The organism is Terrirhizobium terrae, from assembly GCF_030323265.1.
Taxonomy (GTDB): domain Bacteria; phylum Pseudomonadota; class Alphaproteobacteria; order Rhizobiales; family Rhizobiaceae; genus Neorhizobium.
Window position 1 is genome coordinate 3,800,557 of sequence record NZ_CP104992.1, and the last position, 21,733, is coordinate 3,822,289.

Annotated in this window: 15 protein-coding genes and 4 pseudogenes; 7 read left to right on the forward strand and 12 right to left on the reverse strand. The window is 61.5% G+C overall.

What is annotated here, in order from left to right; all coding sequences use genetic code 11:
- Positions 1–136 precede the first annotated feature (136 nt).
- A complete protein-coding gene (locus N7E02_RS26815; protein ID WP_286580822.1) occupies positions 137–694 on the reverse strand; it encodes a hypothetical protein in 558 nt (185 codons plus the stop codon).
- 74 nt (positions 695–768) lie between these two features.
- Between N7E02_RS26815 and N7E02_RS26820 the strand changes: the two genes are divergently transcribed.
- A complete protein-coding gene (locus tag N7E02_RS26820; protein WP_286580823.1) occupies positions 769–1,620 on the forward strand; it encodes a tetratricopeptide repeat protein in 852 nt (283 codons plus the stop codon).
- A gap of 16 nt (positions 1,621–1,636) precedes the next feature.
- Here the strand turns inward: N7E02_RS26820 and N7E02_RS26825 are convergent, their stop codons facing one another.
- A complete protein-coding gene (locus tag N7E02_RS26825; protein ID WP_286580825.1) occupies positions 1,637–2,458 on the reverse strand; it encodes a sulfite exporter TauE/SafE family protein in 822 nt (273 codons plus the stop codon).
- A gap of 126 nt (positions 2,459–2,584) precedes the next feature.
- On the opposite strand from N7E02_RS26825, the gene N7E02_RS26830 reads away from it, so the two are divergent.
- Together N7E02_RS26830 and N7E02_RS26835 are read left to right on the forward strand one after the other, a co-directional pair.
- Entirely contained in the window at positions 2,585–2,821 is a 237-nt protein-coding gene (locus N7E02_RS26830) for a hypothetical protein (RefSeq protein ID WP_286580826.1), read from the forward strand.
- A gap of 189 nt (positions 2,822–3,010) precedes the next feature.
- A complete protein-coding gene (locus N7E02_RS26835; RefSeq protein WP_286580828.1) occupies positions 3,011–3,205 on the forward strand; it encodes a hypothetical protein in 195 nt (64 codons plus the stop codon).
- A gap of 89 nt (positions 3,206–3,294) precedes the next feature.
- On the opposite strand, the gene N7E02_RS26840 is transcribed toward N7E02_RS26835, so the two are convergent.
- Both N7E02_RS26840 and N7E02_RS26845 read right to left on the reverse strand, forming a co-directional pair.
- Complete coding sequence (locus N7E02_RS26840) at positions 3,295–4,638, reverse strand: extensin-like domain-containing protein (protein ID WP_286580831.1); 1,344 nt, start codon at positions 4,636–4,638, stop codon at positions 3,295–3,297.
- Positions 4,639–4,855: 217 nt separating this feature from the next.
- Entirely contained in the window at positions 4,856–6,673 is a 1,818-nt protein-coding gene (locus N7E02_RS26845; protein ID WP_286580834.1) for a methyl-accepting chemotaxis protein, read from the reverse strand.
- A gap of 239 nt (positions 6,674–6,912) precedes the next feature.
- Here N7E02_RS26845 and N7E02_RS26850 point away from each other — a divergent pair, with 239 nt between their 5' ends.
- Positions 6,913–7,299, forward strand: a complete 387-nt coding sequence (locus tag N7E02_RS26850) for an acyl-CoA thioesterase (RefSeq protein ID WP_286584056.1) — start codon at positions 6,913–6,915, stop codon at positions 7,297–7,299.
- A 77-nt stretch (positions 7,300–7,376) separates the two neighbouring features.
- Here the strand turns inward: N7E02_RS26850 and N7E02_RS26855 are convergent, their stop codons facing one another.
- The 3 genes from N7E02_RS26855 to N7E02_RS26865 all read right to left on the reverse strand — a co-directional run bounded on the left by N7E02_RS26855 (position 7,377) and on the right by N7E02_RS26865 (position 10,544).
- Positions 7,377–7,808 carry a hypothetical protein gene (locus tag N7E02_RS26855; RefSeq protein WP_286580837.1) on the reverse strand — a complete coding sequence of 144 codons (432 nt, stop codon included), beginning with the start codon at positions 7,806–7,808 and terminating at the stop codon, positions 7,377–7,379.
- Positions 7,809–7,879: 71 nt separating this feature from the next.
- Positions 7,880–9,067: a DUF1501 domain-containing protein gene (locus tag N7E02_RS26860; RefSeq protein ID WP_286580838.1), complete on the reverse strand. Its 1,188-nt coding sequence runs from the start codon at positions 9,065–9,067 to the stop codon at positions 7,880–7,882.
- Between the two features lie 4 nt (positions 9,068–9,071).
- Positions 9,072–10,544 (reverse strand): DUF1800 domain-containing protein, encoded by a 1,473-nt coding sequence (locus N7E02_RS26865; protein WP_286580841.1) that lies wholly within the window; start codon positions 10,542–10,544, stop codon positions 9,072–9,074.
- A 967-nt stretch (positions 10,545–11,511) separates the two neighbouring features.
- On the opposite strand from N7E02_RS26865, the pseudogene N7E02_RS26870 reads away from it, so the two are divergent.
- Both N7E02_RS26870 and uvrB read left to right on the forward strand, forming a co-directional pair.
- Positions 11,512–12,836, forward strand: a pseudogene (locus N7E02_RS26870) (putative bifunctional diguanylate cyclase/phosphodiesterase).
- Between the two features lie 86 nt (positions 12,837–12,922).
- Positions 12,923–16,072 (forward strand): annotated as a pseudogene (uvrB, locus tag N7E02_RS26875) (excinuclease ABC subunit UvrB).
- Between the two features lie 971 nt (positions 16,073–17,043).
- Here the strand turns inward: uvrB and N7E02_RS26880 are convergent.
- The 3 genes from N7E02_RS26880 to N7E02_RS26890 form a co-directional block, all read right to left on the reverse strand.
- A complete protein-coding gene (locus tag N7E02_RS26880) occupies positions 17,044–17,712 on the reverse strand; it encodes a hypothetical protein (protein ID WP_286580842.1) in 669 nt (222 codons plus the stop codon).
- Positions 17,709–18,092: a hypothetical protein gene (locus N7E02_RS26885; protein ID WP_286580844.1), complete on the reverse strand. Its 384-nt coding sequence runs from the start codon at positions 18,090–18,092 to the stop codon at positions 17,709–17,711. The genes N7E02_RS26880 and N7E02_RS26885 overlap by 4 nt, the downstream gene beginning before the upstream one ends.
- A gap of 329 nt (positions 18,093–18,421) precedes the next feature.
- On the reverse strand, positions 18,422–18,616 hold the full coding sequence (locus N7E02_RS26890; protein ID WP_286580846.1) for a hypothetical protein: 195 nt from the start codon (positions 18,614–18,616) through the stop codon (positions 18,422–18,424).
- Positions 18,617–19,526: 910 nt separating this feature from the next.
- Between N7E02_RS26890 and N7E02_RS26895 the strand changes: the two genes are divergently transcribed.
- On the forward strand, positions 19,527–20,075 hold the full coding sequence (locus N7E02_RS26895; protein ID WP_286580848.1) for a hypothetical protein: 549 nt from the start codon (positions 19,527–19,529) through the stop codon (positions 20,073–20,075).
- Positions 20,076–20,231: 156 nt separating this feature from the next.
- Here N7E02_RS26895 and mazG read toward each other — a convergent pair.
- A pseudogene (mazG, locus tag N7E02_RS26900) lies at positions 20,232–21,073 on the reverse strand (nucleoside triphosphate pyrophosphohydrolase).
- 30 nt (positions 21,074–21,103) lie between these two features.
- A pseudogene (locus N7E02_RS26905) lies at positions 21,104–21,695 on the reverse strand (deaminase).
- Positions 21,696–21,733 lie beyond the last annotated feature (38 nt).

Consider the following 21,733-nt stretch of genomic DNA (forward strand, 5'->3'; position numbering starts at 1 on the left):
GTGTATCGCGCTTTTCGTGGAAGATGATTTCGCAGGAAGGCGCAATATAGGGGCGAGTTCGTGCAGAATCTATCCCTTGATGGAAGAATATTGCGTTCCGAATTTCGGAGTAATGAGCTGTCGGCCCTGCGGCTTCCTATGGCTCCCTGATGCTGAAAACTATGCTACGCAGGCAATGCGGACCGTTGGCTGGAAACCCCATAGAGAGCACCGCCCCGCTATTTTCGATACGGTAATACTGCGTAGGATCAGAGTCCTCCGGCGGTGGCGCGGATCCCGTTGCCAGAGCAGGATATGCGCCGACGACCTCTCCTTTGTCGAAGCAGGGTTCGCGGGGCAGGCGAAGCTCGACTATCGGCCCCGCGGTAACTTCTACACCCGGACGGGGCGCGCGATAGACGATCTCATCCACATGAACATTGTGGATTTCAATGTCTTCGGCTCGAAATGTCGCGAAGGCAGGCGTTCCGCTATCAGGCTCCATGCGCACGGCAAAGGTCTCCTCCAATGACCGCCTCGTTTGAATAGCGTCCGGCAGCAGGTCCGCAACGAGAGGCTTCAGATTATCGAGCGAAGTGGTGCGGGCTGATCTGGCCAATGCCGGGTAAAGCGGAGCGACGGCGAAACAGACGAAAAGGATCACAGGCATCCGAACGCGTTGGCCATCGCCGATATCTGCACTGTCTGGACACATCCCCATTCTCCCCTATCTGCCCTGAGCAGGCGATTTCGTACGGCCGAATATTTTCATCAAAAGCAGATTGAATAATGCACATGGTCGATTTTGCGGTAAGGTTTCAGGAACTCAAGCAAGAACTCGACGATCCGGATGCTCGCTTCTTGGGCGAAGGCATGGTGGACGACTTACTTGCTCTGGCCCCATATATTCCAGACAGGCAAAACGAGGCCTGGCTATTTCGCGAGCTTGCTGTTCTGGAAGGAAAAAGAGGCCAGTTGTCTTGCCTCGACCATGCCGATCGGGCGCTCGCTGCGCAGGCAGACACCGATATCCTACCACCGGACCGGCTCTATTTCATGCACGTCCTCTGTGGTGATGTGGGCGCGACATGGAGCGATGACCCGAGAACCCGCATGCACCTCGACAAGGCATTGTCGCTTCATGCGCAGCTTGATCGTCCAATCGGTGAAGAATTCTTCACCCGCCTCAATCTTGGCATCTACGAGAAGTCGATCGGCAGTTCTCGTATGGGCCTCGATGTTTTCGAGCCACTTCTTGCCGATGGCGAAAAACACCATGGCCAGCACAGCTCGGAGCTCAGCAATCTCCTGAGGTTAATGTCGGAAAGCCAGGAAGCGCTGGGAGATTTCGACCGCGCCCTCTATTACGGCAAGCGCAGTCTTGATCTCAATGACTACGCTACCGATCCCGGGCGCCGGGTGACGGCGCTGATGACATTTGGCCGACTTCAATTCAGGGCCGGCCGCAAAGATGATGCAAGAACCTCGTTCGATGAGGCTGTCGCATTCGCCGAGGTCCAGTGCTCCTCTTCGACGCAGGATTTCGCGAGAGAGGAGCGCGACAAGCAGTTTCCCGATCCGCTTCAAGCACCGCCACATAGTCTGCTCTCGCGATTGAAAGCGGCATTCAGGCCTCGCTAGAAACCATGACCGAAGATCAGAAAACCACGCTCGCAAAAAACTGCATCGACACCGCGACCAGAAACAGCGCAAACGCGAACTCCAGATGCTTTTTCGAAAGCGCATGCGCCAGCCGAGCGCCATAGGGTGCCGTATAGAGTGTCACGGGGATCAGCAGCGCCACCGCCAGCCAGTTGATATAGCCGGTGGAAAACGGCGGCAGGCCCGCCTCGCCCCATCCGCCCCAGACATACCCGACAAGACCCGGTATCGAGATCAGCACGCCAACGCCGGAGGACGTTGCCACGGCCTGGTGGATAGAGCGGCCATAGAGCGTCATGAAGGTGTTGTTCATCACCCCGCCCCCGATGCCCATCAGGCCGGACAGGATGCCGATCCCGGTCCCCATCAGAAATTTCACCGGATTTCCCGGCAAGTCGGAACCCAACCGCCAGCTGTCCTTGGCGAAGATCATGCGAAGCGCCAGCGCCAACGCGATGATCGCGAAGATCAGCCGCAATTCGGTACTGGAAGCCCAGGCAGCCACGATGGTGGCGATGATCGTGCCGAGCGGCACCGCGACGATCCAGCCCTTCAGCAGATCGATATCGACGGCGCCTCTTTGCCGATGCGCCATGAAGGAGCGGATCGAGGTCGGCACGATGATCGCAAGCGACGTCCCGAGCGCCAGATGCATGCGCACCGCGTCGGACACGCCGAGCAGGCCGAAGACATGAAAAAAGATCGGAACGAGGATGGCCCCGCCGCCGATACCGAACAGACCAGCCAAAAGGCCCGCAAGCACGCCGGCTGCCAGCAGCGCGACGATGAACGGCCATAAGTCGATGAATGCGGGCACGGCCTTCTCCTGCACGTTAAGCGCGCAGAAAGCAGGGTCCGCCGCACGTCTGTCATCTTGTCGTTACCTGTCTACAGCATTGTTGTGGCTAGGCAAGCGCCGGTCCCGCGAACCGCCGCCGCACCCTTGCGCGACCGTGAAAATGCTCGTCCGCCCGGTCATCGATACGGCTGGGTCATCAACACGGCTTGCCCGCCTGATGAGGACGATTGGAGCGAGGAAGGCCTTCCCAAGATGCCGCCGCTCGTCTCGCCGGCCGCCAATGTTTCGACACATTGGGCCGGCTTTTTCTTTGGGCTTTTGATTCTGCTTTATATTCAATACTTCGAATGGATTAGGTTGATTCCACTTATGCGCTCTTGATTGAAAATCTGCCCCCGTGCAGACGACAAAGAATTAGCAAGAAGAACATAAGCAACCAGCAATCCACACCCCGGAAATTGACGTAATGCAGTTTGGCGTTTAGTCGCGTATAAACGGTGCCGGAGTACCGTACCATGAAACCAACCGGGAAGATCTTGGCTATTACCCGGATCATGAGAGACGAATACCATGCCCAATGCTCTGAAGACGCAACGCACGCCGGAGGTTTTTCCGGCTGAGGAGTGCGATGATGATTTCGGTTCCATGGAAGAAATGGCTGCGATGATGGTGGAAGCTTTTACCATGCCGATGGCATCCGATCTGGCCGACACGGGCGACGCAGAGATCGACGCAAAACCACGCTTTGCCAAACCGCACAACTGAACGGGAGCCAAGCGTCCCGTTTGGCACTCTCGAAAGCAGCTTTCCACCGTGGTACTGCGCGGCGCTCGGAACGCGATGCCCTGTCCGCCTCAGTCGCAGTAACGCCGTCCGCCCTTGCGCGATCTCAGGTCGAAGTGAAAGTGGTTCCAGTGCTCCTTGTTGCTGCCGGGGCCGAGCACCGTGTTGAAATACTTGCAGCTGTCGCCGCGCACGGACTTCAAAAGCCCGCCCTCGCGGAACGAGAACAGCCCCTTCTTGCGCACGTCGATATCTTGGCCGTTCTTCAGCACGATCGCGCCGATGTCGATCGCGTTGCCCCGGGCATGTTCCGACATCGGATTGTTGCGCTGGCGGCTGTTGTTCATCTTGCGGCAGGAATAGCCGCCCATCGGCTGGATCTGGCGAATGCCGGTGAGATAGCGGGTACGCGCCGAGATCGCGAGATCGTTCTTCACCCATTTGGCAAAGGCAAGCGTCACCTGGCAGTTCAGCGTTACCGCCGGCTTCACGTCGATACCACCGGAAAGACCGGAAAGCTTGACCGGGTAGTCGATGCCACAGCTCTTGCCCTGGGAAATCCGCGGCAGGTCACGAAACTCGACGCCGAGGCGGCGCAGCTCGCTGCGGCAGGCGACTTCGGATTTCGGCATGACATTGCGAAGGAATGGCGCATCCGGTTCGCTCATCGGCGCGTCGCTGGCGACGGGATTGTTCGGCCGCAGCATCGCCACTTCCTGGACTTCCGCTGGTGCGCGGCTAGGCGCGACGACCGGCGAGCGGTCGCCCCACATCATGGCCGCACCCTGGCGCTTCGGCGGTACGATCACCCGATCATCGTTCGCCGGGCTATTCGAGATCGGCTGACGCCGCCCCTGCAACGCCACGGGGTTGTCCGTGCCAATCCCGTCGACGACGGGCTGGTCACCGACACCTTCGGCGATATCAGTGTCCTGCTCTTCGGCCAGCCCGACGACATCGCTCTCGTCCGGTCCGAAACCGAACTCCTCGTCCATGTTGACGCCTTCGGACGGGATTGACATCTGACCACCCTGCCCGGATGTCCGCGCAGCCGACGCCTGGCCCATCGCCTCGTCACTGTCGATCATCGGCAACCGACCTTGAGAAGCCAGCGGCGCGCTGGGCTGATAGACCGGCTGGGCACCATCCGGCGCGCGCAGGTAATGGCCACCATCGTTCGAGGCATTCGGAGCCGGATAACCGCCGCTCGCCTGCGAAACCGGAGCGGATGCCATCTGGTAGGGCTGCTGGGAAATCGGTGCCGGCGGCAGCGAACGGCTGGGCGAAATCGACCCGACCTGGGTGCCGCTATCGATCGACGCCGGTGGCACAAGCCCGTCGGCCGAGCATGCGACCAGCATTGTCGAGACCATCAGCGCGCCGATCACTCGGCGGGATAAGGGAGCATACGCCATACCAGTTGCCACTCTTCCGGTGCCAAAATGACACAATTGGGCATTTTAGGCAGGTTCGGTAAACGAAACCTTGCCACATGGCGGCGCTTTCTGGGCGATTTCGGGTCACCGAGACGACGCCGTGCAGCCCAGGTCGTCAACGACGAAGGCCGGAATGCTTCCGCACCCGGCCTTCGTTCCTATCCAGATCAATAGGTTACAGCTGGAACATCCAGTCTCAGGCAGCACGCGTCATGCGTTGGCCGTTACCCGCAGCGTTCAGCCTGAAGGCCTGGAGCAGATGCTGCAAGTGCAGGCTCTGCTCGGCAAGCACCTGGCTCGCCGCCGTCGTCTCCTCCACCATGGCAGCATTCTGCTGGGTCATCTGGTCCATGTGGTTGACCGAGGAATTGATCTCCTGCAGTCCGGTCGCCTGCTCCTGCGACGTGGTGGCGATCGTCTCCACATGGGCATTGACCTTTTCGACCAGCGCCGCGATCTCGACCAGCGCATCGCCGGTGGAACGCACCAGCGCCACGCCGCCCTCGACCTCCTGCACGGAGTTGGAGATCAGCGTTTTGATCTCCTTCGCAGCACCAGCCGAGCGCTGCGCAAGTTCCCGCACTTCCGATGCGACGACCGCAAAACCCCTGCCCGCTTCACCGGCCCGCGCGGCTTCGACGCCGGCATTGAGCGCCAGCAGGTTCGTCTGGAAGGCAATCTCGTCGATCACCGAGATGATCTGGCTGATCTTGCTCGACGCACCCTCGATCCTGCCCATCGCATCGATCGCATCGCGGACGATCGCACCCGAGCGGCTGGCGCTCGCCTTCGTTTCGCTCACCATGTCGCGCGCCTCCTTCGCCCGCTGCGAGGCGGTGCGCACGGTGGTGGTGATCTCGTCGAGTGCCGCCGCCGTTTCCTCCAGCGCCGCCGCCTGCTGTTCGGTGCGCTTGGCCAGATTGCCTGTGGCACTCGAAATGTCCGAGGCACTGTCGCGCACGATCATGCCGGTCTCCGAAATCGCCACGATCGCCGCGTTCAGCGCGCCGACCGCCGCATTGAAGTCCCCGCGCAGCTTGCCATAGTCCTCGCCGATCTCGCCGAGCGAGACGGAAAGGTCGCCGCCTGCCAGATGCTCCAGCGCTGCCCCAAGCTCCTGCATCGCCCGGGACTGCCGGTCGGCAGCCGTCGAAATCGCCTGCTCGCTCGCAGACCGTTCCGCCGCGATCGCACGCTGCTGGTCCGCCTCACGCGCCTGCAGCGCCGAGCGTTCCTCGACCGAGTCACGCAAGACGAGAAGCGCACGGGCCATCTCGCCGATCTCGTTTTTCTGTTCGGTACAGGGCACCGCCACGCCGGACGCGCCACCGGCGATCGCCTGCAGCACCTGCCGTACCTTGTAGAGCGGACCGGTGACGCTCTTGACGACGAACCACGCCCCGCCGATCAGAAGCAGCGCGCCCGCGCCAAAAATACCGGCAAACGTATAAGCGTCGCGGCGGAACATCGCATCGAGGTCGTCGACATAGACGCCCGTGCCGACAATCCATCCCCAGGGTTCGAAACCGGCGACATGCGAGAACTTTTCGACCGGCTGGTCTGCACCCGGCTTCGGCCAGTAATAGTCCATGAAGCCCTTGCCGTTAGCCTTCACCACCTTGACGAATTCGACGAACAGGAATTTCCCGTTGGGGTCCTTGTTCTGCGTCAGGTCGGACCCATTCATCTCCGGCTTCACCGCATGCATCACCATCGTCGGATGCATGTCGTTGATCCAGAAATAGCCGGAACCGTTGTCGTAGCGCATGGCGGAGATCACCGCCTTGGCCTGCGCCTGCGCCTCATCACGCGTCATCGCGCCCGAGGCTTCCATCGCCTGGTATTTCTTCATCACGGCCAGCGCCGTGTCGTTCATCTGCGCGAGCCCCGCCTTCCGCTCCCGCTCCGATGAAGAATAGCTTTCCAATAGACTGAAGGTCAGCGCCGCGGCGAGAATGACGAGTGACAATCCGACAAGACAATAAAGCCGCCAGGAAATGGCTAGACGTTGCATGTTACTCCCCCATTATTTGCAATTCGCATTAAATTCTAAACAAGGGAGATTACTGCGGTGTAAAGTTCTCGCAATACGCGCATTAGTCGAAAGTCTAATACTGCGCCATGCTTCCCGCACATGGGAGCATGACGAAAAGGCTCTGGCAAAGCCTGAAAACCTCGCTAATGTCAGTCACTTACAGAGTGTTCCGCACGAACCTCTGCAATGAGCAAGGAAAATTTCGCCCCATGACCACGATGCCCGCCGCCAAACCAACCGGTGAACTGACCCTGAGAACGCTGGCCATGCCGAGCGACGCCAACCCGGCCGGCGATATCTTCGGCGGTTGGGTCATGGCCCAGATGGACCTCGCAAGCGGCATCCGCGCCGCCGAGCGCGCCCACGGTCGTGTCGTCACCGCCGCCGTCAAGGAAATGGCCTTCCAGCTGCCCGTCAAGATCGGCGACACGCTCAACGTCTATACCGAGATCACCCGTGTCGGCACCAGTTCCATCACGTTGAACGTAGAAGCCTGGGCGCACCGCTCGCGGCACCGGGCGCTGGAAAAAGTCACCGCCGCGACCTTCGTCATGGTCTCGCTCGACGAGAACGGCAAGCCCTCACCGGTCCCCTCCGAGGAATAGTCCGGGCATGGGGATGGCGCACCAGCAGCCGCCCGCCTTTCCATGATGTGGCATCATCCCGTATTGGAGATGCCACATCATGCAAACGGTGCGGTGGCACTGCGCACGTCCTTGAAGGCCGCCTTGATCTTGCCGATCGCGGTATCGTCCAGCGTCGTCACCTCGTAAAAACTGCTGTCCACGGCGCGAATGGTGATCCAGTCCCTGTCGGTCTCGGCCGGGAACCGACCGGTGAATTCGCCCCAGATCACCTGATCCGTCGCTTCCGCCAGCGCCGCCAGCACCGGGCCCGAAACCTGGGCATTGTCCCGCGCCAACGTTTCGAGCTCCTCGCCGCCTTCGCCGGTCGCGTCGAACCACTGACGCCCCGGCTCGGACGATTTCACCGCCGAAACCGACCACATCGCCTGCACCGATCTTGGAGCAAGCACGCGCAGGAGGTGGCGCAGATCGACGACGAGCTCGCGCATCTTCGCGTCATAGATGCCATATATCCTGATTGTTGGCATGAATCGCTTCCCGACACCCGCGTCCATACTGGCCTAAAACCCGTATCGAAGCGACGCGGCCCGTCGAACTATCACCCTTTGAGGTACACAGATGACGTATCGAATCCGACGCCCGGAAATACCTTGCCGGTCAGGTTGCCCGGCGTGATGTCGAACTGGCGATAGAGCATCGCCGCTGCCACTTCCCGCACGTCTCCGGTCGGCATCAGGTCGCGCTCGTCCAGCAGTTTGTCGTCGCCGAGCCCGGGCCATTGCCCGAGAACCCGTCCTCCCGCGATCGAACCACCGGCAAGGATTGCAAGCCCACCCGTCCCGTGGTCGGTGCCGTTGGTGCCGTTCTCCCGTGCGGTGCGGCCGAATTCCGTCATCGCCACTACGACGGTCTTGCTCCACACGTCGTCACCTATCGCCTGCTTCAGGGTCGTGATTGCCGTCGCGAGATCGCCCACCGCCTTGCGGAATTGCATCGGCTGGCCGACATGCGTGTCCCAGCCGTTGATCGAGAAGCTCGCGACACGGTAATCCTCCTTCAGCATCCCGGCCGTCAGCCTGGCCATGTCGGCAATCCCGGCGCCACGCTTCTCGTCGCCATAAAGCAGGTCCGAGGCGACATCCGCCTCCTTGGCTTCGTTCAGCGCCTTGGCAAAGGCCGGATCGTTGGCATAGAGCCGATCGAGGAACGCGATCTCGTCTTCCGCCAAAGCGAAATTGCTCTGGCTCGACCAGGAATCCGCCTTGTTGGGGCCGGTCAGGATCAGCTCCATCGACGTGTTGATATCGATCGCCCGCCGTGCGTCGGAGCGCGGGATCACCGCGAGCGCCCGATTCAGCCAGCCGCTCTTCTGGCTCTTGTCCATGCCGCCGGTCTCAAGGATGTCCTGTCCGTCGAAATGGCTGCGCTGGTCGCGATAGGGCGTTGATACGGCATGCACGAAGGAAAGCTGCCTTGCCTGCCAGAGCGGCATCAGCGCCGAAGCCGACGGATTGAGACCGTAGAACCCGTCCAGATCCAGCAGACCTGTATCCGGCGTCTGGGCAAGCTTCGGCCGCAAGGCCGCAAAGGCCGGGTCTCCGTAAGGCTGGACGAGATCGAGCCCATCCATGGCCCCGCGCAGGATAATGGTGACGAAACGGTTGTCGCCCGGCGTCGCGGCAAATGTCACCGGCGTCAGAACGGGAGCCGCCGCCGCGCAGCAGGCGCCGGCCAGAAAACCACGACGGGACAGCCGCAAGCTTTCGTTGCTGTGATCGAAGCCCATCGGTCTATCTCCTGTTGAACTCTGCGGATGCCATTACCATGGTCAGCCCATGGACCCGGCTTGGCGCCTGCCCGATGACCCGCCGCGTATCGGCCGACGCCGCATCGCCGAGCGCCGCCTGCAGAAAATCGGATGGCTCCAGCTTCTGTCCGAGCAGCCGCGCCACCAGCCGCGACCATGCGATCCGCTCGCTGAGCTGGCTCGGCGTCAGCCAGACATTTGCCACATCGGCGAAGCCTGCCGGGCTAGACGGCTGCCAGATCGGCTGCCCCATCCGCTGCAATGCACCGAGCGTCAGGCCATTGGCCTGGGATGCCCGCCGCTTGCGCAATTCCTCGGTCCGGGCACTGCTTGCCATCTGCATCGCCTTGCCGACAGCGCTCGGCTCGTCGTCGCCATCCATGTCCTGCAGCAGCGCCGTCAGGTTCTCGTCGGGCAGATCAAGCGCGCGAAAGCCGGAAACGATGAACTCGAACGGCTGCTTGATCTTCTGGCCCGGATTGTCCCAGGCTGCCGGATGCTCCAGCATCGCCCGGTAGACTTCGCTCAGATTGCCGTCGCTGCCGTTCCATCCCGCCACCATGGCATCGACCAACTCGGCCGGCGGCTCGTCGCTGACGAAATGCGCTGCGAGCTTGCGGCAGATATTCCTGGCCGTGCGTGGGTCGGCTGCCAGATCCTTCAGCATCAGGACATGATCCTGGCCGCTTCCTTCGTCGTCGTCATAGTCGCGCCCGAGAAGCGTGATCGTCCCGCCCTGCGACCTTCGAGGGCGATTGACGACTTCCAGCGCACGATTGTCGACCGAGAGCCCGGTCAGGATCAACGCCGCTGCCCGGACGTCGTCCTGTCCGTATCCACTGCCGGCACCGAGCGTGTGCAGTTCGAGCAGCTCGCGACCGAGATTTTCGTTGAGCCCGCGACCATTCTCACGGCCGGCGACCGAATCCGGCCCGACGCTCTGGGTCTGGTCTAGATAGATCAGCATAGCCGGATGCAGGATCGCCGCCTTCAGAAGATCGGAAAAGGAACCGGCGAGATTGGGCCGGATCGCCTGCGCCTCGTAAAGCGGCACGATCATCCGCATGGGTAGCGATTTCAGCGCGCTGGTGGAAAAATGATCCATCCAGAAGCTCGCCAGCCGTTCGTAAAATCCGTAGCGGGAATGCACCGCCTGCGACAGCCGCGCCATCGCATCGACGCGGTAAGCGCGCTGCGCCTCCTTCTGGGTCTCCTTGCGGATGCTCTCGTTCGGCTTGCCGTCCTTGGCCGCCTTGGCTTCGGCCAGTCTCAGCGAGATCATCCGCCGCGCCGCCTCCTGCCGCCCACCTATTCCCTCGCGCGGGAAGCGCGGCTTGCGATCGACGCCCTTCTGAACCTGTTCCAGCAGCCCATCGGCATCGTCCGGTGCATCCTGCCCGGCGCGAAGCCCGTATCCATAGCGGATTGCTGCCAGAGTTGGCCGTGCAAGAGCCATGCGCTGCTTCCTTTCGATCGTCGAGTCACTGCCGACAAGTGCGGTGGAAACCGAGGCAAAGTATGGCATGCGGGAAAGATGGATGATTTGTAACCCGCAAGCCTGCCGACTCGTTCCCACCCGGATGCGCTTGATCGCCGTTCAAAATATGAATGACAATCGGCAACAGGCTGGAGAAAGCCACATTCACGCATTATTGAGGATAAACACGAATCGCCGCGCCCCAACTACGCGATCGAAAAGACTTTATTATTAGCAATGCCTCATACTATAGAGGTCGATACTGTAACCGGGCGACGCGATGACTACGCAGACGAATATGACAGACGGCCGGATGGAGCCTCAGCTTGCACTGGCCGTTAAGCGCGCCCAGGCGGACACAATACTTGACCGCCTGACGACCACGCTCGTGGTCAATGCCGCCGTCTCGATCTCCGCCGTATTGCTGAGCAGCATCAACCGTGGCATCACCCGCTCATCGCTGATCTGGCTTTTTCTCACCATGATCACGATCGCAGGGCGCTTCCTCGTCGCCCGCATGCTGACCCGGCGTCAACTCCCGCATCATAATCCGGTTCTGACCCTGCGCCTGATGATCCTCGGCGCCTTCGTCAGCGGCCTTGCCTGGGCGGCCCTGCCCTTCTCCCTTCCGGAATTCGAGCCGCTCGGCGTCGATGGCGGCATCTATATCCTCATGTGCGGCATGGGCACCGGCGCCGTATTGCTCGGCACCGGCCATGCGGTCACCGCACTCGCCTTCGCGCTGCCGGTGCATCTGTCGGTCATCGCCAGTCTGTTGATGGATACCAGCGCCGGCGGACGCCTGCTGGCATTGAACGTGCTTGCCCTCACCTTCGTGCTCTATAAGAGCGGCGTGAAGGGCGAGAGCATCGTCATCGGCAATATCACCGCACAGCTTCGCGCCACGGCTCTTGCAAACTCGCTGTCCCAGGCCAATGCGGACATCATGCTCGCCAACGAGCGGCTGGAAGTCCTCGCCAATGGCGACCCGCTGACCGGCCTTGCCAACCGCGCCGCCTTCAACGCCTCGCTCACCGAAGGCATCGACAATGCCCGCAGCCGCAAGGAACAGCTCGCTTTGCTGATCCTAGACCTCGACCGCTTCAAGACGATCAACGACACGTTCGGCCATTCCGCCGGTGACGACCTTCTCTATCAGGCGAGCGGTAGGCTGCGCGAGGCGGTCGTCGGGCGCGGCGTCATCGCCCGGCTCGGCGGCGACGAATTCGCCATCATCATCGGAGGCCCGCAGGCAGGTGACGAGGCACGCAGCCTTGCGGAAACCATCCTCGCCCGCGGCCGCGAGCCCTTCGTCATCCAGGGCCGCCCGGTCATGTCCGGCGTCTCGGTCGGCCTCGCCATCGCCCCGGAACATGCCGATACCGCGACCGACCTTTTCGTCTCCGCCGACATGGCGCTCTACCGCGCCAAGGACGAAGGCCGCGGGCTGTGGCGCGAATTCGACCATTCGCTCAAGGAACAAGCCGAGCGCCGCCGCCGCATCGAGGATGATTTGCCCGCCGCCCTGAAAGCCGGCGAGATCCGCCCCTGGTTCCAGCCGCAGCTGGACCTCGCGGAGAACCGCGTCGTCGGCTTCGAGGCGCTGGTCCGCTGGCGCCATGCCGAACTCGGCATGATCCCGCCGCCGGAGATCGTCACCGCCGCCCACGCCCTCAACCTCTCCGAGGCGCTGACCGAGACCATCGCCGCCAGCGCCTGTCGCCTGCTGGCCGACCTCCCCGACCTCGGCCTGCCGGACGCCACGGTCGCGGTCAATATTTCGCCGCGCGAATTCGAGCTCTATTCGGTCGCCGACACGCTCGACCGCGTCACCCGCGCCCATGGCATCGATCCCGGCCTGTTCGAGATCGAGATCACCGAGGAGGCGATCATCGACACGCTCGTCGCCGGCGAGCAGCTGAAACATATCGAGCATTCCGGCTACAAGCTGGCGGTCGACGATTTCGGCGCCGGCCATTCCTCCTCGCCTATCTCGTCACCCTCAAGGTCGACCGCCTGAAGCTCGACCGCCGCTTCGTCGAGAATATCGAGACCAGCCGCCAGAACCAGGAAATCGTCGGCGCCCTCGCCGGCCTCGGCCGCGCCCTGTCGATGGACATCGTCGCCGAGGGCGTCGAACGCCCCGAGGAAGCCGAGACCCTGCGCAGCCTCGGCTGTCCCGCCGGCCAAGGCTATTACTTCGCCCGCCCCATGCCCGTCGAAATGATCGCCACCTGGCTGGAGACGCGGGCGCTGACACCGGCGGCGTAAACCGACCCAAACTTCCGTTTCCCTTTGTACTCATTTTCCACCGCCGCCCTCTTCACTTCCGGCCGGACTCTCTCCATATTCGGGCCATGGCCAGATCTCCGAAGAAATCCACGCCCGAAAACCGCGAAGATCGTTCCGGTTTCGGTGAAGCTCCCCAATCGTCGTTCGAAGGCGCGCCCCTTGAGGGAAGCGTCGCCGACTGGGTGAAGCAGCTCGAGGCCGAGGCGGAAGCGTCAGGCATCGAGACCCAGCGCGAGATCGCGTCGAAGGCCGGCAAGCACCGCAAGAAGATCGAGATCGCCGCCCGCGAACAGGCTTTGCGCCAGGCCGAGGAGGAGGCTGCCAAGGCGAAGAAGGCAGCCGGCAAGACTTCCGGCAAGACCACCCAGAAGACGGCCAAAAACACCACGGCCCAAAAGACCGCCCGCGGCGTCTCGATCGGTGCCTCGTCCGACCCGAAAACCCGCGCTGCCGCCGGCCTCAACCCCGTCGCCGGCCTCGACATCTCGCTGGAAGAGGCGCAGTCACTGGCCCCCGGTGCGGTCACCGCCACCGTCGACGCGCTGTCGAAACTGATCGAAAGCGGCAACCCGCTCTTCAAGGACGGAAAACTGTGGACGCCGCACCGGCCCCAGCGCCCGGAAAAATCCGAGGGCGGCGTCACCATCCGCATGGCGTCGGACTACAAGCCCGCCGGCGACCAGCCGACCGCCATCAGGGATCTCGTCGAGGGCATCAACAACAACGAGCGCAGCCAGGTCCTGCTCGGCGTCACCGGCTCGGGCAAAACCTTCACCATGGCCAAGGTGATCGAGGAAACCCAGCGCCCCGCCGTCATCCTCGCGCCCAACAAGACGCTCGCCGCCCAGCTCTATTCCGAGTTCAAGAACTTCTTCCCCGACAACGCGGTCGAATATTTCGTCTCCTATTACGACTATTACCAGCCGGAAGCCTATGTGCCGCGCTCCGACACGTTTATCGAGAAGGAAAGCTCGATCAACGAACAGATCGACCGGATGCGCCACTCCGCCACCCGCTCGCTCTTGGAACGCGACGACTGCATCATCGTCGCCTCGGTCTCCTGCATCTACGGTATCGGCTCGGTAGAGACCTATACGGCGATGACCTTCCAGATGGCCGTCGGCGACCGGCTGGATCAGCGCCAGCTCTTGGCCGACCTCGTCGCCCAGCAATACAAGCGCCAGGACATCAATTTCATCCGCGGCTCTTTTCGCGTCCGCGGCGACACGATCGAAATCTTCCCGGCCCACCTTGAAGACGCGGCATGGCGCATTTCCATGTTCGGCGACGAGATCGACGCGATCACCGAGTTCGACCCGCTGACCGGTCAGAAGACCGGCGACCTGAAGAGCGTAAAAATCTACGCCAACTCGCACTATGTCACGCCGCGCCCCACCCTCAACGGCGCCATAAAGGCGATCAAGGAAGAGCTGAAGATCCGCCTTGCCGAGCTGGAAAAGGGCGGCCGCCTGCTGGAAGCGCAGCGACTGGAGCAGCGCACCCGCTACGATGTCGAGATGATGGAGGCGACCGGATCCTGCGCCGGTATCGAGAACTATTCGCGTTATCTCACCGGCCGCAATCCCGGCGAGCCGCCGCCGACCCTGTTCGAATACATCCCCGACAATGCCCTTCTGTTCATCGACGAAAGCCACGTCTCCGTCAGCCAGATCGGCGGCATGTATCGCGGCGACTTCCGCCGAAAGGCCACCCTCGCGGAGTACGGTTTCCGCTTGCCCTCCTGCATGGACAACCGCCCACTCCGCTTCGAGGAATGGGACGCCATGCGCCCCTCACCGTCGCCGTCTCGGCCACGCCCGGCAATTGGGAAATGGAACAGTCCGGCGGCGTTTTTGCCGAACAGGTCATCCGTCCCACGGGCCTCATCGATCCCCCGGTGGAAGTCCGCTCCGCCCGCTCCCAGGTCGACGACGTCTTGGGCGAAATCCGGGAAACAGCGCAAAAAGGCTACCGCACCCTCTGCACCGTCCTCACCAAGCGCATGGCGGAAGACCTCACCGAATACCTGCACGAACAGGGCGTGCGCGTGCGCTACATGCACTCGGACATCGACACGCTGGAACGCATCGAGATCATCCGCGATCTCCGCCTCGGCGCCTTCGACGTGCTGGTCGGCATCAACCTGCTGCGCGAAGGCCTCGACATTCCCGAATGCGGTTTCGTCGCTATTCTGGATGCCGACAAGGAAGGCTTTCTCCGCTCGGAAACCTCGCTCATCCAGACGATCGGCCGCGCCGCGCGTAACGTCGACGGCAAGGTCATCCTCTATGCCGACAACATCACCGGCTCGATGCAGCGCGCGATGGACGAAACCGCCCGCCGCCGCGAAAAGCAGATGGCCTACAACACCGAAAACGGCATCACGCCGGAATCGGTAAAGGCCCGCATTTCCGACATTCTCGACTCGGTCTACGAACGCGACCACGTCCGCGCCGACATTTCCGGCACCTCCGGCAAGGGCTTTGCCGATGGCGGCCACCTCGTCGGCAACAATCTCCAGACCCATCTCAATGCGCTGGAAAAATCCATGCGCGACGCCGCCGCCGACCTCGACTTCGAAAAGGCCGCCCGCCTGCGCGACGAAATCAAACGCCTCAAGGCCGCCGAACTGGCCAGCATGGACGACCCGATCGCAAGAGACGAGGCCCGCAGCCAGGAAGGTGGCTCATCCAAAAACGGCAAAGGCGGCCCGAGCGGTCGCCGCGGGTCTACCTCTCCCTTGCGGGAGAGGATAGTTCGCCCCGCGAGGCGCAGCCGAGTGGTTCGGCGAACTTGGTGAGGGGTGAAGACAGTTCCGCCCCTCAACGTCCCTCTTCCAGAAACCGTCGATCGACGACATGGGCCCGGGCACAGACACGGCACGTCCCCTGTTCCGCCGCAACACCCTCGACGAAATGACCGTCGGCCGCACCGAAAAGCCGTCCAACGCCCCGTTGCCCGAACGCCCGCCGGAAACCTATTCGACAAAGAAACGCTTCTCGCCCCTGCTCGAAGGCCAGCCGGAACGCGGTGACCCGCAAACCTCTCCGTCGTCATCCTCGGACTCGTCCCGAGGATCTGCCGGCGGAAGCGGCGAGCGCGACGATCCCCGCCCGGTTATCCGCGGCAAGATCGGCGCCGGCTCCTACGAAGATCCCGGCGAGCAGAAGCGCAAGGGCCGCACCAAGGGCAAGACGGGCCGTCCGGGCCAGTGAGCGAGATCACGCCCTGATCGGCCTCGGCCTGCACGCGCTGATCGGTCGACGCCTGTCGCGCCCGCTCCTGCTGCTGGCGTCGCTCTCTGCATCTGATGGGGCATCACCAGCGGTCAAACCTTCCTCGCCCCGACTACGTCGCCGCCGACATCCAGCCCGACAGCTTCGGCATTGCGGGGGCTAGTACCGTTCGATCCGTTCATGCTGAAGTTACTGGTGGCGCCGGGGGCCGTGTGGGCGGTGGTTTATGTGGGATGTTGGGGCGGCGGATCTAGCGGGGATTCTGGCAAGCGAAATTGTTCCCTGTTTACAGGCGACCGCCACGTGGGCGGCAGCATGCAACGCATTTATTCGATCGATCTTTTATGGTCGTGGCAAACCGTTGCGCTCTTCAGTTAGTTAGCAGTTAGGACGCTGGAGGCGAACCGCACTTGACACAGGCGAGCCACAATCTCGTCAACCGCAAAATCGTCGAGTTCGCTTCTGTCTGAAGATCCTGCCCCGCCGCATCAATTGCGTAACACTACACGCCTCTCGCCGGGTAGCTTTCCAAAACGCAGATCTCAAGGGCGTCGGCTAGCGCATCCGAGCTAGGCTCGCCCGCTTCGGGGATGTTGAGCATGAGGGCATGGGACGGGTCCGCTGGAAATTGGTCGGTACTTGCGAGCGGATCGTGAACTATTTCTATCCCAGTATTGGGCAACACGGAGGATGCAGCATCAACCGCCGACTTAACGTTGACAACAGCTAGCCTTGCGGTAGCGCCGTAGTTGAGGCGACTGACCTGCCGAATTCTGGTTACTGAAGCAGGCCGATCATTGCCGAAACATTCAAGCCAATTGAATGACGGCGAGTTTTTGTCTTTAGGGGCGGATAGAAAGGCATTTCCAAATACGGTGATGGTTTCGCCGACTTGATCAATAAACCGGCCTCCCACGTACCGTACCACGTGGTCTTCACGCGGCAGCGCGTCACCCTCCATTTTGCAAAAGCCGCAAGAGATTTGCATCCGCGATCATCTCAAGGAGATGGCCTAACTGAGCAGAGCCGTAATCTCTCTTGGTGCCGGTCTCCTCATTGTAGACTAGCACATAATTCACTTCGCCTAAGCCTTTGAACTGGAGACCGATTTGCTCCCCGTCCGCATTTCTCCAGAGAGCGCGGAAGTTACCATTGTCCAAAAGCGCAATGGCCGGCCTTTTGGAAGCGGATGCATTTAAGAGAAACGTTAGTATATCACTGCGCGATTCAGCATTGATCGAGATCGTTTCATCTCTTGCCTCTGCGTCGAGATCTAATAGGCGTTTCTGCACCTGTAGCCGAAGAAGGATAAGCTGACCGAATGTGGACTTGCTGGTGCGCGGCTGATTTTCGCGTGACAGGGGCTCACGCATAACGACGGCGTTGTGCGATAAAGGCGCTGATACCCGCCATTCGACGTTTCTGTCCGCTGCTTCGTCTACCAGAACATAGCAGCTTCCAGCCGCCTGAATTAGCTGAGCGCGCACCCGGCGAGCTTGTGCTGCCTCTGGAGTAGCCTTGGCGTACGGCACTTTTGAAGATGTGTTTGTGTTCCCGCGGAGTGCAGCGTTAGCTAATAAGCCATGGTAGGGCTGAGTACTTGAAGCAATGTACGTCATGATGAGGTTTCGCGTTTCAGCTTTAATATCTCGTCGATTTGCTCTGGCGACAGCCCTTGGATGACACCTAATTCACGAACACGACTTTCCAGCCAAAGGAAAAGATTCACAGTGGCGTTGAAGTCCATAATCAGATCGCACTCGACTGAGCGGTCCACAGCGAACTTGTCATCGTCCGAAACTTCCGGCCCAGTTGCATTGCCCCTTTCATCAACCGGGAGACGGGTAACTCCCGGCATTTTCTGCCTATCCGAATACGGGGCCAAGCGGAGGTTGCCTGATGGCGTCGGGCCTCCGAAAAATCCGTCTGCATAGATGACGCGAAAATACGAACTCTTTACATAGTGGATCGAAACGTGATCAACGGAGCCAGTCGGCAAGGGTGTGACCTCATAAAACCAAGGGAGCAACACGTACTATATTGTGCGGATGAGTCAATTAAATAAGGGTTTAGATTACCTCTTCGCTCTTGACCCTAACGCGGGAACCTTGCGCGTGGCAGCCGTAGCGTCAGATCGTAGGAAGTACGCAGCAGTCGGCGGTCGAGCTGTCTTCTGCGCTGGCAGACCGCTAGGATTTTCGCACCACTCCGATATCAGCCATCCATCCAGACCCTTGGATGATATTGACGACTGTGAGCCGTCGTAATCGATTGGTAAATTTGAGGTATCTGTCGCCACCTCCCTGACATCAACCGCAGTAGCATATCTCACCGCTTCACCACCCACTTCCCCGAACACCACAACCCCGCCCCCAGCGCGAAAAACGGCCCGAGCACGCCGAACAGTTCCGGGTCATCCCAGGGCATGGGGATGCTGAAATTGATACAGCCGGTGGCGTTCATGCCGCAGCCGAAAGCTGAGACCCAGTACCAGGCCGCGGCGGTGCCGATAAAGATCGCCACGCCCGCCCCCATCATCAGTCATCGGATTATGCGCATCATTGTTTCCCTTGTGTTTGGGCGGAGCGTGCCGCACGGTATCTCTCCCTTGCGGGAGAGAAAGCGATTTCAAGATCTTAGCTTTAGCTAAGTCTTAGAAATCGCAAGAGAGGGGTGAGGACTGGTCGGCAAAGCCGACGAAACGATCCAGTGAATCGTTTCGAAGGACGAACGCCTTGAGCCCCGCGAAAGGCCGGGGACGATCTTGCCCTCTCCTGAAAAATCTAGCGCTTAGCTTGTCAGCTAAGATGCTGATTTTTCTTCCTCTCCCGCAGGGGGAGAGGCAGGCCCGCACAAAATCTCACCCCTATTCGTCCCCGTCCCGAAAACCTCCGCCTACAATCTCCCCGTCCCGTCGCGGATACACCGGAAGGCGTTCCGGCGAGGCGGGGCCGGCACTGGTGATGAAGGGACGACGTGAACCTTCCTCATCGGGGTCCGTGAGAAAATGGTTGCCCTCCGACGACCGGGAGGCGCGGGATGAAAGTCGGACCGACATCCCGCATCACTTCCCTTATGGCGCGTCGGGCGTGCCTGTGAGGCATTAGAGGGTGGCGGGATGGCGCCATGGGGCGTTCGCGAACATTCTCGGATGTTCGGAAACCGTGGCGCAGGTGGATGACGTGGCTCAAGGTCGTCATGGCCCGGGCCGGGTTCCGTAAAAGGGCGTGCATGACACTCGCAAATGAGACACGCCCCCGTGCCCACTGTCCCGCTCACCGCAGAGCAACCGGAGTTCACGGATAGAAACTGCCGAACGGGGCGCTGAGAGGTGTCACTTTAAACTTTACTTACGAGGCAGCTTTCAGCGCCCCGTCCGTCCTCGGGTTAAACCCGAGGATCAAAAAATGCCAGAGATCGCCAAGGGGGTACTATGTCCAAAAACATGCCAAAGGAAATTCTGAGCCTGGAAACACGGCTCGCCCGCCACACCGCCGAGGCCTTCTGGATGCCGGCGCAATGCAGCCGCCGGGCCTGCCGTCGCACTGGCTGCTGCCAGGGCAGCGTTTCCGCCACCGGCGAACCATCCTGCATCGAGCGCCTCGCGCCGAGCACGCGCAACCTTTTCGCCAGCTATGCCGAGCTTGTCCGCATCTGCGCCGACCTGATCCGTGCCGGTGAACCGCCCGTTCCGTTGAAGGAAAGCGGGCAGGCCTACGCCTTCGCGCTCTGCCTGCGCGTGGCATTCCGCGCCCTCGCCGACCTGCCGGCCAACCGCGGCCCGCTGCGCCAGCGGCTGCGTCGTTTCAAGCTGGCGCCGCTCGGGCGGCCGCCCCGCGGCAGCGTGATCGCCTATGAGACCTTCGGCACCCGCACCGATCGTGAACCGGCGACAGCATCGGGAGAGGAGCCGGCCCAAAGGCTGCTTCCGCACCAGGATGCCGATGGCGCAAGACCGTACCCGATTGGGCCGAGCCCTTGAAAATTCACATATCCCCATCAACCGGATACCGGCTCGGCAGCGGTCCCGGCGCACGGGTCCAGCCATCTCTGCTTCGGCCATCCGCGTCGGCTCGCCGTATGCAGCCGACCAGACCGACCGTCAGGAGCGGGACACTCGCGATCCGCAAAGCCCGCCTTACTCCTGCCGCGCCACCGCCCGCTCGATCGCCTTGGCGGATTGCCAGAGCTCTTCCATCCGCGTGAGCGTTGCCGCTTCCAGCGTCTCGCCGGAAACTTCAAGTTCCGTCTCGATATGGTTGAATCGCCTGCGGAATTTCGTGTTGGTGCCGCGCAGCGCCATTTCCGGATCCGCCTTCACGTGCCGGCCGATATTGACCATGGCGAAGATCAGGTCGCCGAGCTCGTCGGCCACCTTGTCCGGCGCTCCGGCCGCCAGCGCCTCGCGCAGTTCCGCCACCTCTTCCTCGATCTTGTCGAGGATCGGCTCCGGCGTCGACCAGTCGAAGCCAACCTTGGCCGCCCGTTCCTGCAGCTTCAGCGCCTCCGTGAGCGCCGGCAGATGCCGGTCGACGCTGCCGAGAAAACCTTTTTGAAATCCTCCGTGAGGCCCCGCGCCCCGCGCCGCTCGGCCCGCTCGCGCTTCTCCTCGGCCTTGATCGCATCCCATTGCAGCTTCACCGCGCCGGGCGTATCGGCGTCCGACCTGGCGAACACATGCGGATGCCGGCGGATCATCTTCTTCGTGATCGCCTCGACCACATCGCCGAAGGAAAACTCGCCGGCCTCCTCGGCCATCCGCGCATGGAACACGACCTGCAGCAGAAGATCGCCCAGTTCCTCGCAGAGATCGTCCATGTCGTTGCGTTCGATCGCGTCGGCCACCTCATAGGCCTCCTCGATCGTGTAGGGCTTGATCGAGGCAAAGTCCTGCTCAAGATCCCAGGGGCAGCCGGTCACCGGCGTCCGGAGCGCCGCCATGATCTCGATCAGGCGCGAAATATCCTTCGAAGCTTGCATGAATTCTCTCCGGGAGATCGTCCCCGCCCCTCAGTTGAGCGGTATGCTGTTGTCGCCCTTGCCGGACTGGTAGCTTTCCGACAGGCGCTGGTAGGTGTCCTTGATCTGCGCCGTCTGCGCCTTCAGCTTAGCCCGCAGCGGCTCCGCCTCGGTCTCGACCAGCTCGGCGATGAAATAGGAATTCCAGAACGCGTTCGACCGCCGGTAACCGCCGGGCTCCAGGCCGAAAACCTCTTTCAGGATCTTCAGGTCGTGCGGAATGGCGAAGGCATCGCGCGAGATCCTCGTGGCTGAAGAAGGAGTAGAAATTGTCAAACCCGGCCCAGGTAATCGCCGACATGCACATGGTGCAGGGTTCGTGAGTAGACAGGAAAATCAGATCCTTGGTGGAAAGTCCTGAAGTCTTTTCATAGAAACGCTTCAACGTGTGAACCTCGCCATGCCAGAGCGGATTTTCCAGCTCGTTATTGGTCTCGGCAATCACCAGCGACAGATCCGACTTCTTCAGGATGGCCGCGCCGAACACCTTGTTCCCGGCCGCCACGCCGCGCTCGGTCAGAGGCAGAATGTCGTGCTCAATCACGTCGAGCAGGCGTGCGGCGATGGTCGTTGCGGCGGTCATGGCGGTCTTCCGATGGATGTCTATAGCGCAAGCTTAGG